Here is a 12,662-nt window from a genome sequence, read left to right on the forward strand (position 1 = left end):
TCGGGACCGCCATTTTAATAAGGCTCGGTAGCTCAGTCGGTAGAGCAGAGGACTGAAAATCCTCGTGTCGGCGGTTCGATTCCGTCCCGAGCCACCATTTTGAAGTCGCAAGCCGGCTTAGCTCAATTGGTAGAGCAACTGACTTGTAATCAGTAGGTTGGGGGTTCAAGTCCTCTAGCCGGCACCACTTTCAAAATGAGCCATTAGCTCAGTTGGTAGAGCATCTGACTTTTAATCAGAGGGTCGAAGGTTCGAATCCTTCATGGCTCACCATTTTCAATTTAATGCGGGTGTAGTTTAGTGGTAAAACAAGAGCCTTCCAAGCTCTGGTCGAGAGTTCGATTCTCTTCACCCGCTTTTCAATTATGGGCCTATAGCTCAGCTGGTTAGAGCGCACGCCTGATAAGCGTGAGGTCGATGGTTCGAGTCCATTTAGGCCCACCATAATTGTTCCGCAGTAGCTCAGTGGTAGAGCTATCGGCTGTTAACCGATCGGTCGTAGGTTCGAGTCCTACCTGCGGAGCCATATTTATAGAGAAGTACCCAAGTGGCTCAAGGGGCTCCCCTGCTAAGGGAGTAGATCGCGAACGCGGTGCGAGGGTTCGAATCCCTTCTTCTCTGCCAGTAATTGGCCCGTTGGTCAAGTGGTTAAGACACCGCCCTTTCACGGCGGTAACACGGGTTCGAATCCCGTACGGGTCATACTAAAAGAGATAGCATAATCTGCTATCTCTTTTTTGTTGTTTATAAATATAGAAGAAGATATGCCAGATTATAAATAATACATTTAAAAAAGTTATATTAATTTAAATAGGATTACCTTTTCTTATACAGAAGAAGAGGTAATCCTATTTTTGAATATATTTTAACTCTCTGCTGAATGTCCATCTGGTTTCATAACAGCATGACTATATGCGGAGTAAAGAGTTTTGTATCCTAAAAGTGCAATAGTTAAGGCAAGACCTCCTGCTATAATAGCCACACTAAACCCTGCACGAGCTCCAAATGTATCAATAACTAAACCAGCTACTGCTGATCCTAGAGAGACTCCAATACCAAGTCCTGTAATTGCCCAAGTCATTCCTTCGGTTATTTTTGATTCAGGTACGATTTTTTCCACTAGTCCCATAGTAATAATCATAGTAGGAGCGACAGATAGCCCTGCAAAGAAAACAATAACTATTAGCCAAGCGATAGTGTTTACGAAAACTAGTGGCAGCATTGTTATCAAGGATAGTGTGACTGCTATTAAAAATTGATTATAGGGTGGAGTACGGAGTTTAAGGGTACCGAAAATAAGACCTGCCAGGCATGAACCGATTGCATAGACGGAAAGCACAAAGCTAGCAGCTACTGCGTTTCCTTGATGCTCAGCAAAAGCTACACTAACTACATCTATTGTGCCAAATATAGTACCTATAGCGATGAGTGTAAATACTAGTACTCGTAATGAACCAATTTTAAATACTGTTCCTTTATCTGTAATGTCGTGGGGATGTACGGGCGGTTCTGTACTTTTTTGAATGGTAAACAGGCATACTCCGATTGTAAGAAAAACAGATGATAAAAGTGGCCCTGCTTCTGGGAAGAACATAACACTTAAACTGACGGATAACACAGGACCAATTATGAAGCAAATTTCGTCGACGACCGATTCAAATGAGAATGCTGTATGCAATTTATGGGATCCACGGTATAGTTTAGTCCACCGTGCACGTACCATGGCCGACATGTTTGGCATACAACCTGCACATAAGGCAGATAGAAATAACGTCCAATAAGGCGCTTCATATTTTGTACATAGGAGTAAGAGAATCGTAAAGAAAACACTGATACCTGTAGTCGGAAGAAGGATGCGAGATTGCCCTAAATAATCGGCCATACGAGAGATATGAGGAGCTAGTAAAGCTGATGATAATGTAAAGGTGGCTGCAACGGCTCCAGCAAGCCAATAGTCACCACGTAATTGAGATAACATTGTAACAATACCAATGCCCATCATTGATATGGGCATACGAGCTATAAATCCTGCTAATGAGAATCCTTTTGTACCAGGAGCACTGAAAATCTCACGATAGGAATTAAACATAATAATCACCAAAATATTTGACGTTTACATATACATTCTTCATTCTTTTAACTCCTCCTCTGTTTCATTAATACTTCTATAAAAAGGGGGCAGTGAGTCAATATAGGGTATAAGTAAGAAGTTATATTATCTTGTGAGATAGAAAAAATTGACATACGCACCGTATGTCAATATCATATTAACATACGGTGCGTATGTCAATTGAAATGTTTTATCTCTGGATAGAGGGCTGACGTTCAAAGGATTTCTTCTTTTACATAGAGAACGATACTATAATGGGATTCATTTTGAATAAAGGGAATAAATAGATGTAGGAGGAAAAGATGGTTAGAAAAACAAGAGCAGAAATGATTATTGAAACACGTGCTAAATTGCTGAGTGCAGCAAGAGAGGCTTTTGGAACAATTGGATATGTAAACACATCTATGGATGATTTTACAGCATCTGTCGGTTTAACCCGTGGTGCAATTTATCATCATTTTGGTGATAAAAAAGGATTGTTAGAAGCGGTTGTAAAAGAAATTGACATGGAAATGGATAATAAATTAGGGAAAGTATCAGATGAGGCGGAAGGGGAATGGGAAGGATTTGTTGGGCGCTGTCGTGCTTATTTAACGATGGCACTTAATCCAGAAATTCAGCGAATCGTACTTCGTGATGCACCAGCAGTATTAGGAACTAGTTATTATCAATCATCACAGTCACAATGTTTAGTGACGATGGCGGAGATGCTTCAGCAACTAATGAATAATTGTATTATTGAAAAGACGGACTGTGAAGCTTTAGCAAGGTTCATAAATGGTGGACTAGTGGATCTCGCTTGTTGGATCGCAAATTCTGAAGATGCAGAGGCACAGTTGTCTAAAGCTTTGCATAGCCTGTCACTTATATTGAATGGTTTATTATTAGAAAAGAATGCATGATTTTAACTAATATTTTTTTATTAATATACGGTAATGGTTAAAAGGGAGGTGATAATGTGATTACATTTTTTGTGAACATTAGGATTTTGATTATAGAAAGTAAATTTAGTTGCAGGGAAGAATCAAATCACATTATTTTTATTCACAATCTAAAGAAAACGCCTCCATTGAGATTGATTTCATACTTGATTTAATAACTTTACACTCTATGTGAAAAAGTTCACAAATAGGTCATAATTTGTGAAGTAATTCACAATAATACGTGCTACAATATGAATGTAAAGAAGTTAAACAACATTAAATTAGTATTTTAATTAATTACTTAAACAATCATAAAAAATAGATGCGAACAATAGAGAGGGGAAATTACCATGAAAAAAGGTATCAATCGTGTAGTATTAGTAGGAACAGGAGCTGTAGGTTGTAGTTACGCTTACTCAATGATCAACCAAGGTGTAGCTGAAGAGTTCGTATTAGTAGATGTTAATGAAGCAAAAGCAGAAGGGGAAGCAATGGACTTAAGCCATGCGGTACCATTCTCTCCATCACCAACGAAAGTTTGGAGCGGTAGCTATGCAGATTGTAAAGATGCAGATTTAGTAGTTATCACTGCTGGATTACCACAAAAGCCAGGTGAAACTCGTTTAGACTTAGTTGAGAAAAATACAAAGATCTTTAAACAAATCGTTCGCGGTATTATGGATAGTGGATTCGATGGAATCTTCTTAATCGCAACTAACCCAGTTGACATTTTAACTTACGTAACTTGGAAAGAATCTGGTTTACCAAAAGAGCGCGTAATCGGTTCTGGTACTACTTTAGACTCTGCTCGTTTCCGTTACATGTTAGGTGACTACTTAGATGTAGATCCACGTAACGTTCATGCTTACATCGTTGGTGAACACGGTGACACTGAGCTTCCAGTATGGAGCCACGCTACTATCGGTGTACAAAAACTAGAAACAATCTTAGCTAACAACGAACATTACAATCAAGAAGACTTAGATAAAATCTTCGAAAACGTACGTGATGCAGCTTACCATATTATCGAGCGTAAAGGTGCAACTTACTACGGAATCGGTATGTCACTACTTCGTGTAACTAAAGCAATCTTAAACAACGAGAACAGCGTATTAACTGTATCTGCATACCTTGAAGGTCAATACGGAGAGAAAGATGCTTACGTAGGTGTTCCAGCTGTAATTAACCGCGAAGGTGTACGTGAAATCGTAGAACTTGAGCTAAATGAAGATGAAAAAGCGAAATTCGCTCATTCTGTAAAAGTATTAAAAGAAACAATGGCACCAGTACTATAATAATTGCTAAATAATTCAGAGGTGGGAAACTGCTTCTTACCTCTAAACTTATATAATTTAATATAAATTCCTTTTCCGGTTTCCCTTGTATATCCCCAATATACCCCTTTTGCTGGATAAGGGTCGTTTATAGAAAAGAGCACTCTACTTTACGTAGAGTGCTCTTTATTATTATTTTTTAGGCGTTAATCCCAATTTCTTTAAAATATCTGTCAGTGTACCGCTTTTTGATTTTTCTACAGGTGTTTGTGATTTAGATGCATCTGGCCCTTTTTTCAAGAAGTTTTTTTCAACGAAGCGAATATCTTTTTCGTCGACAATCCCATCTTTATTAAGGTCTCCGTCTTTTACAGTTAGTCCTTTTTTACCATAGTTGCTAGCGATAATTTCGGTTTGATTTAGTTGTCCTATTTATTTTGCCTCTGATATAATCAGCCTTATAAGAGGAGACTTTTGGTATAACCATGAAATTAAATAATAGTAACTCAGTGTTCATGTTGTGTTATCATCTTTGGTGGCTCGCCGTAGATAAAGTAAAACAGTTTATGGGAGATCAAGGCGAAAAGTGAGATGAATTAATATGACAAAGCATAATAAGGCGTACAAGTTTCGTCTGTATCCAACAGAAGAACAAGCAAATCTGATACGTAAAACTTTTGGGTGTGTACGCTTTGTATATAACAAAATGCTAGCTGAACGAAAAAAAGTATACGAAAAATACAAAGAGAACAAGGAAGAACTAAAGAAACAAAAATTCCCTACTCCTGCGAAATACAAGGTGAAGTATGAATGGTTGAAAGAAGTCGATTTATTAGCATTGGCTAACGCTCAATTAAACTTGCAAACTGCGTATAAGAATTTTTTTAGTGGTCAAAGTGATTTTCCTACATTCAAAAGTAAAAAGAGTAGAAAATCCTATACAACAAATAGAGTAAACGGAAATATTATGTTATTTCATGGTTATATCAAACTACCGAAACTGAAATTAGTGCGATTGAAACAACATAGAGAGATACCGCAAAACCATATCATTAAATCATGCACGATTTCGCTGACACCAACTGGTAAGTATTATGTGTCTGTTTTAACTGAATATGAAAAGGAAATTGTTCAGAAAGAAGTAGAAAGTGTAGTTGGATTAGACTTCGCAATGGCCGAATTGTATGTGAGTAGCGAAGATGAGAAAGCCAATTATCCTCGCTTTTATCGTCAGATGCTGAATCGATTAGCAAAGGCACAACGAGTATTAGCAAGACGTGTGAAAGGCTCAGTGCGCTGGAATAAACAACGCATTTGTGTAGCGAAGTTGCATGAAAAAGTCGCCAATCAACGTAAAAATTTCCTTCATCATAAGTCTAAAGAATTAGCTACGAACTTTGATGTTGTAGCAATTGAAGACTTACATATGAAAGGAATGTCACGAGCACTTCGCTTTGGTAAGAGTGTAGCAGATAACGGTTGGAGGATGTTCACTACATTTTTAGCATATAAGCTACAAGAACAAGGAAAACAGCTTGTAAAAGTAGATAGGTGGTTTCCTTCTACAAAGATGTGTAGTAATTGTGGAAACAGAAAAGATATGCTACTATCTGAACGCACGTATGAGTGTTCTTGTGGACTAACAATAAGTCGCGACTATAACGCAGCTATTAATATTAAAAGAGAAGCCATACGCCTATTAGCTAGCGATAGCGTAAATAGCACAAAATAACCTTTGGAACAAGGGTGTTAGCTCGGCTGTCCTAGGACAAATTCGTTAGCTATTAAAAGTAGCGACTAACCGAGAAGCCCCCACTTCAAGTAAGCTCGTAAGATATGCTAAGTGGTGGGTAGTTCACTTCTGATAGTTTTGTTTCCCACAAAATCTCATGATCATCGTTTGAATTAGATGGCTGTCCGTCATTCACTAGAAACTTGACGATAATGTGATCACCTAAATCTTCACCGTCATTATTTTGCTTTGCATCTGTAACTTCATATGATGTTTCAAGTGCTACTTTTGCGATATCCAATGTACCTTTATTTTCAAGCTTGAAGTTCCTTTCAATAAAATCACCTGGTTTTAAATCTTTCACATTAACGATTACACTTTGATTAATAGAAAGATCTAGTGTTCCAGCTTGAAATGAATTACTCGATGTTTCTGAATCACTGAAATAGGCGAATACACCTCCGAATGTAAGGGATAAACCAAGTGAAGCGGTGCCAACTCCCATTCCTACTTTTTGTTTTAATGACATAAGAAAGCCCCCTAGTTAAATTTTTATAGCAATCGTTCGCAACAAGGATAAATAAGTAAACATAGTAGTCTGCTATGAATTATAGTTACGAAAGATCGCAGTTCTTTATTGAGAACAAGTATATGCTTATGAATTTCGCATTTCAATAAAATTATGACAAAAAATGTTGAGAAACATTTTTTTATGACAGATTATTTTGTTTTGATTTTGATTGGAAAATAGCATGAAAAATAGTATAAACCTAATAAAATAAAGGTTGAGAAAAAATAATAGACAGAAATATAGAAGGATAATAAAGCGTTTTCAATTAATATTCGTCAAAATTCGATATTTTACACGGAAATGTGAAGAAAAACTAACATTTTTAAGAAAAAAACGAATATTTTTTATAAATTAACAAGGATATTGCAGCTTTTCGCAGAAATAGTTAAAGTATAAAAAATTCTGTCATCTAAGTGAGGTGAGCATATTGAGTGTAATAAATTGTGAAGAAGTGAAACGAGATGAGTTTCATACAGAAAAGTACTATGAAAGTTATAACATCTTTGGCGCACATGTTGTGATGGAAGATGAGATTCAAGGGGTACGATTTACAGTGTGGGCTCCTCATGCGAAAGCAATGAGTGTTGTTGGGGATTTTAATGAGTGGGATTATGAGCAACATAAGATGCTACAAGTGACAGAAGAAGGCATTTGGTCCTTATTTATACCGCATATTGAAGAAGGAGAAATATATAAATATGCGATTGAAACGTTGGCTGGTGACGTCATTTTAAAGGCAGATCCGTATGCTGTATATGCAGAAGTAAGACCGAATACGGCATCTGTAGTTTTTGATATAAAAGGATATGAATGGAATGATAAAAACTGGAATCGTAAGAAAAAGAAAAAATCGATTTATAAAGAAGCGATGACAGTTTATGAATTACATTTTGGTTCTTGGAAAAAGAAAGAAGATGGAACGCTGTACTCTTACAGGGAAATGGTTGAAGAGCTCATCCCGTATGTGGTGGAACATCAATTTACACATATTGAAATTATGCCGCTTGTTGAGCATCCATATGATCGTTCTTGGGGATACCAAGGAACGGGATATTATGCAGCGACGAGTAGATTTGGTACGCCGCATGATTTAATGCATTTTGTCGACGAATGTCATAAATATGGAATCGGTGTCATTTTAGATTGGGTGCCGGGGCATTTTTGTAAAGATGCTCACGGTTTATATTTGTTTGATGGTACACCGACCTATGAATATAAAGATAAAGATGTACAAGAAAATCCAGTATGGGGAACTGTCAATTTTGATTTAGGAAAGAGAGAGGTACGTAATTTCTTAATTTCAAATGCGTTATTTTGGATGAGATATTTCCATATTGATGGTTTCAGAGTTGATGCAGTTGCGAACATGTTGTACTGGAATAAAGAAGGACAAGAGCAAAGTAATGAGCATGCTGTTTCATTTTTAAGAGAGTTAAATGAAGCAGTGTTTGCAGAGGATGAAGATTTTCTTATGACGGCAGAAGATTCAACAGCTTGGCCACTTGTAACAACTCCAACGTATGAAGGTGGACTTGGATTCAATTACAAATGGAACATGGGCTGGATGAATGACGTGCTGAAATATATGGAGTGTGCGCCTGAATATAGGAAACACATTCATGAGAAAATGACGTTTTCTTTACTATATGCGTACTCTGAAAACTTCATATTACCGCTTTCTCATGATGAAGTCGTTCATGGGAAAAAGTCGTTATTAAATAAAATGCCAGGTGATTACTGGGATAAGTTTGCTCAGCTTCGTTTATTATATGGATATTTCTTTACTCACCCAGGAAAGAAGTTACTTTTCATGGGAGGAGAATTCGGACAGTTTGATGAGTGGAAAGACCTCGAAGATTTAGATTGGAATTTACATGATTTTGAAATGCATCGTTATATGCATGATTACTTTAATGAGCTCATAGCATTGTATAAGCGCTCAAAACCACTGTGGCAACTTGACCATTCACCTGAAGGTTTTCAGTGGATTGATGCTAATAATAATGAGCAAAGTATTTTCTCTTTTATTCGCCAAGGGGATAAACAAGAAGATGCGTTAGTTGTCGTATGTAATTTTACGAAAGCTACATATGAAAACTATAAAGTAGGTGTACCAGATTTCGAGTATTATAACGAGATTTTAAACAGTGATGCTGAGCAATATGGCGGTTCCGGGCAAGTGAATAAGAAACGTCTTAAGACAATTCTAGAACCGTACCATAATCAAGCGGCACATGTAGAGATTACAATTCCACCATTTGGCGTATCCATATTACGACCAGTGAAGACGAGAAAGGGGAGCAAAAAACAAGATGGCTCAAAAACAAAAGTGCGTAGCAATGTTACTAGCAGGGGGAAAAGGTAGTCGTTTAAGTGCATTAACAAAAAATTTAGCCAAGCCAGCTGTTCCATTTGGTGGTAAATATCGCATTATTGATTTTACGCTAAGTAACTGTGCGAATTCTGGTATTGAAACGGTTGGGATTTTAACACAATATCAACCACTTGAACTTCATAATTATATCGGAATCGGAAATGCGTGGGATTTAGACCGAGTAAACGGTGGGGTCACAGTGTTACCTCCTTATGCGGAGTCTTCAGGGGTTAAGTGGTATACAGGTACGGCAAGTGCCATTTATCAAAATTTAAACTATTTAAGTCAGTATGAACCGGAGTATGTTCTTATTTTATCAGGCGACCATATTTATAAAATGGATTACAGTAAGATGCTAGATTACCATATTGAGAAAGAATCGGACGTATCCATTTCTGTTATTGAAGTACCTTGGGATGAAGCGAGTCGCTTTGGAATTATGAATACAAATGAAGAGATGGAGATTGTTGAGTTTGAAGAGAAACCACAATTTCCAAGAAGTAATCTTGCATCGATGGGAATCTATATTTTTAATTGGTCAATTTTGAAAGAGTATTTAGAGATGGATGCAAGAAATCCTGAATCTAGTAACGATTTTGGAAAAGACGTCCTTCCGCTTTTATTAGATGAAGGGAAGAAGCTAATGGCGTACCCGTTTGAAGGATATTGGAAAGATGTTGGAACGGTGAAGAGCTTATGGGAAGCGAATATGGATTTGCTTCGCGATGAAACATCACTTAATTTAAACGATCGTAATTGGCGTATTTACTCTGTCAATCCAAACGAACCGCCTCAATATATTGCTGAAAAGGCGAAAGTAGAAGAATCGCTTATTAACGAAGGGTGCGTCATTGAAGGGGACGTGAAGCATTCTGTGTTATTCCAAGGAGTGACGGTGGAAGAAGGTAGTATGGTGATTGATTCTGTCGTTATGCCAGGGGCCAAGATTGGTAAAAATGTTGTGATTGAAAGAGCGATTGTTGGATCAGAAATGGTTATCGAAGATGGAACAATCATTCGTCCAGAAAAGAATGTTGACGATGTAGTATTAATTGCTGAAGGGAAATAGAAAAGGGGGATGAAATGAATGGGAGAAAAAATGTTAGGGATTATTAATGCAACGGGAAGTTTTCCTTCCTTAAAGAAAGTAACAGGGCATCGTTCACTAGCGGCGTTACCGTTTGGGGGCCGTTATCGACTCATTGATTTCATGCTTTCAAATATGGTGAATTCTAGTATTCATAGTGTGGCAGTTTTTACAAGCCATAAAAACCGTTCGTTAATGGACCATGTCGGTTCAGGGAAACAGTGGGATTTAGATAGAAAACGAGACGGACTATTTTTATTCCCGCCAAACTGCCAATGTGACCAAGATGAGTTTGGGTCTTTTGCACACTTTAGAAGACATATTGATTATTTTCTAAGAAGCAGAGAAGAGTACGTTGTTATTACGAATAGCCATCTTGTAACAGCATTAAATTTTCAAGCGGTGTTAGAGCGACATATACATACGGCAGCTGATATTACGGAAGTTTGCCATGAAGGGGTTTCGCTTCAAACATACGTGTTAAAGAAACAATTATTATTAGATTTATTTGAGACATATAAAGATGTGGAGCAATACAGTTTATTTGATGTAGTGAGAGAAAAACGAGGGAAATCATTACATATTGCTACATATGAACATACTGGATATGTAGCAATTATTGACTCGATCGAAAGTTACTATAAACATAGCTTAGAAATTTTGCAACCTGCTATTTGGAAGCAATTATTTAAGAAAGAAGCGCCGATCTTTACGAAAGTAAAAGATGAGCCACCAACTCGTTATCTAAAGGGTGCAGTCGTGAAAAATACAATGATTGCAAATGGCAGTATTATTGAAGGGGAAGTCGAAAACAGTGTTGTTTCCCGTTCGGTTAAAATTGGAAAAGGTTCAATTATTCGTAACAGTATTATTATGCAAAAGAGCCAAATTGGAGATAACTGTATAATAGACGGTGTTATTATTGATAAAGACGTGAAAATTGGCGACGGTGTCGTATTAAAAGGAAACGCCGATGAGCCGTATGTTGTAGAAAAAGGAAGCGTACAAAACAGTACGATTAATAGTTATTCCTAAAGAATCAGTGGGGGCTTTTTCCTCCACTGATTAAAGTTTTAATTTAAATGAAAACTCGAAGGGAGGAAGCTGCAAGAGGAGTAATAAAAACTTTTCGCGCAGTGGGACAACAAGTGAATATTTTATTTGCAGTATCAGAATGTGTACCGTTTGTGAAATCGGGAGGATTAGCTGATGTAGCGGGTGCGCTCCCAAAAGAGCTGAAAAAATTAGGAGTGGACGTTCGTATTATACTTCCGAATTATAGCCTCATTCCGAAAAAGTTAAGAGATGGATGTACGTTACATAAAGTAATTAACGTCCCGCTCGGGTGGAGAAATCAATATTGTGGAATTTTAAAAGGTGAGCAAGACGGAATTACGTATTACTTAATAGATAATGAATATTATTTTAAGAGAGATTCTCTGTATGGTCATTATGATGACGGGGAGCGTTTTTCTTATTTCTCAAAAGCAGTGTTAGAGTGTATTCCGCACCTTGATTTTGAAGTGGATGTTCTTCATAGCCACGATTGGCATACGGCTATGGTTAATTTCTTACTTCGTGAAAAGTATCAAGATAACCCGTTATATGAGCGTATTAAAACGGTATATACGATTCATAACTTGCAGTTCCAAGGAGTATTTCCTCCTGAGGTGATGTACGACTTGTTAGAGCTTGGTGATGAATATTTTCATAGTGAGCAGCTAGAGTTTTATGGAAACATAAACTTTATGAAAGGCGGTATTATCGCTTCGGATCAAATTACAGCGGTGAGCCCGACGTATAAAGAAGAAATTCAATATGAATTTTTTGGTGAGAAGTTAGATGGATTACTGCGAAAATATAATGATAAGCTTAGCGGCATTGTAAATGGTATTGATACGAGCGTATATAATCCAGAAACGGATTCGTATATTAAGGCTCAGTATGATGCAGAGTCATTATATGAAAAGAGTGAAAATAAACGCGCTTTGCAGCGTTATTTCGGTTTGCCAGAAAAAGAGGATACACCAATTATTTCAATGGTAACGAGATTAACGAAGCAAAAAGGTCTTGATTTAGTACGCACTGTATTCCGCGAAATAATGGAAGAAGATGTACAATGTATTATTTTAGGTTCAGGTGATTCGGAATATGAGCAATTCTTTGAGTGGATGGCATATGAGTATCCGGAGAAGGTAAAAGTTTATATCGGATTTAATGAAGAATTAGCGCACCAAGTATATGCGGGAAGCGATTTGTTTTTAATGCCATCGCTGTTTGAACCGTGTGGACTTGGACAACTTATCGCATTAGCGTACGGTACGATTCCAATTGTAAGAGAAACAGGTGGATTAAACGATACAGTACATTCTTATGATGAAGAAACAGGCGAAGGAAATGGTTTCAGTTTCACGAACTTTAATGCACATGACATGCTGCATACGGTTCACCGTGCAATTGAATTTTATCACGATAAACCAGTGTGGGAGCAGCTTGTAAAACAAGCGATGACTGAAGATTATAGCTGGGAGCAATCGGCTCTTGCTTATAAGGAATTGTATAAAAGTCTCATGGAATAACATGTAGGTGGT

The 12,662-nt window shown here is 37.3% G+C and carries 8 protein-coding genes, 8 tRNA genes and 2 pseudogenes; 15 read left to right on the plus strand and 3 right to left on the minus strand.

Translation table 11 applies throughout. The features are described from left to right. Positions 1–21 precede the first annotated feature (21 nt). From ACTJJY_RS28695 to ACTJJY_RS28730, 8 genes are all read left to right on the plus strand, one after another. Positions 22–97 (plus strand) — tRNA-Phe (locus ACTJJY_RS28695). A 14-nt stretch (positions 98–111) separates the two neighbouring features. Beyond that, a tRNA-Thr gene (locus tag ACTJJY_RS28700) sits at positions 112–187 on the plus strand. A 10-nt stretch (positions 188–197) separates the two neighbouring features. Beyond that, positions 198–273, plus strand: a tRNA-Lys gene (locus tag ACTJJY_RS28705). Positions 274–286: 13 nt separating this feature from the next. Further along, positions 287–357 (plus strand) — tRNA-Gly (locus tag ACTJJY_RS28710). A gap of 10 nt (positions 358–367) precedes the next feature. Next, positions 368–444 (plus strand) — tRNA-Ile (locus ACTJJY_RS28715). 7 nt (positions 445–451) lie between these two features. Beyond that, positions 452–526, plus strand: a tRNA-Asn gene (locus ACTJJY_RS28720). A gap of 7 nt (positions 527–533) precedes the next feature. After that, a tRNA-Ser gene (locus tag ACTJJY_RS28725) sits at positions 534–624 on the plus strand. A 6-nt stretch (positions 625–630) separates the two neighbouring features. Beyond that, positions 631–702 (plus strand) — tRNA-Glu (locus ACTJJY_RS28730). Between the two features lie 163 nt (positions 703–865). Here the strand turns inward: ACTJJY_RS28730 and ACTJJY_RS28735 are convergent. Next, positions 866–2,089, minus strand: a complete 1,224-nt coding sequence (locus tag ACTJJY_RS28735; protein WP_440607189.1) for an MFS transporter — start codon at positions 2,087–2,089, stop codon at positions 866–868. Positions 2,090–2,412: 323 nt separating this feature from the next. Between ACTJJY_RS28735 and ACTJJY_RS28740 the strand changes: the two genes are divergently transcribed. Continuing rightward, the gene (locus tag ACTJJY_RS28740; protein ID WP_149149991.1) at positions 2,413–3,012 is read left to right on the plus strand and encodes a TetR/AcrR family transcriptional regulator; all 600 of its coding nucleotides are present in this window, start codon (positions 2,413–2,415) and stop codon (positions 3,010–3,012) included. Between the two features lie 371 nt (positions 3,013–3,383). Next, entirely contained in the window at positions 3,384–4,328 is a 945-nt protein-coding gene (locus tag ACTJJY_RS28745) for an L-lactate dehydrogenase (RefSeq protein ID WP_440607171.1), read from the plus strand. Between the two features lie 171 nt (positions 4,329–4,499). Here ACTJJY_RS28745 and ACTJJY_RS28750 read toward each other — a convergent pair. After that, positions 4,500–4,730: pseudogene (locus tag ACTJJY_RS28750) on the minus strand (hypothetical protein); the annotation flags it as partial. Between the two features lie 178 nt (positions 4,731–4,908). Here ACTJJY_RS28750 and ACTJJY_RS28755 point away from each other — a divergent pair. Next, complete coding sequence (locus ACTJJY_RS28755; protein ID WP_440607172.1) at positions 4,909–6,039, plus strand: RNA-guided endonuclease TnpB family protein; 1,131 nt, start codon at positions 4,909–4,911, stop codon at positions 6,037–6,039. Positions 6,040–6,163: 124 nt separating this feature from the next. On the opposite strand, the pseudogene ACTJJY_RS28760 reads toward ACTJJY_RS28755, so the two are convergent. Then, a pseudogene (locus tag ACTJJY_RS28760) lies at positions 6,164–6,568 on the minus strand (TasA family protein); the annotation flags it as partial. 469 nt (positions 6,569–7,037) lie between these two features. On the opposite strand from ACTJJY_RS28760, the gene glgB reads away from it, so the two are divergent. The 4 genes from glgB to glgA all read left to right on the plus strand — a co-directional run bounded on the left by glgB (position 7,038) and on the right by glgA (position 12,650). Next, entirely contained in the window at positions 7,038–8,975 is a 1,938-nt protein-coding gene (gene glgB, locus ACTJJY_RS28765; protein ID WP_440607173.1) for a 1,4-alpha-glucan branching protein GlgB, read from the plus strand. Further along, entirely contained in the window at positions 8,923–10,053 is a 1,131-nt protein-coding gene (gene glgC, locus ACTJJY_RS28770; RefSeq protein WP_000057604.1) for a glucose-1-phosphate adenylyltransferase, read from the plus strand. Before glgB ends, glgC begins: the two co-directional genes overlap by 53 nt. 18 nt (positions 10,054–10,071) lie before the next feature. After that, positions 10,072–11,106: a glucose-1-phosphate adenylyltransferase subunit GlgD gene (glgD, locus tag ACTJJY_RS28775; RefSeq protein WP_000504170.1), complete on the plus strand. Its 1,035-nt coding sequence runs from the start codon at positions 10,072–10,074 to the stop codon at positions 11,104–11,106. A 113-nt stretch (positions 11,107–11,219) separates the two neighbouring features. Next, positions 11,220–12,650 carry a glycogen synthase GlgA gene (gene glgA, locus ACTJJY_RS28780; protein WP_043315821.1) on the plus strand — a complete coding sequence of 477 codons (1,431 nt, stop codon included), beginning with the start codon at positions 11,220–11,222 and terminating at the stop codon, positions 12,648–12,650. Positions 12,651–12,662 lie beyond the last annotated feature (12 nt).

The organism is Bacillus sp. 22475 (assembly GCF_052044835.1).
GTDB classification, from domain to species: Bacteria; Bacillota; Bacilli; order Bacillales; family Bacillaceae_G; genus Bacillus_A; species Bacillus_A cereus.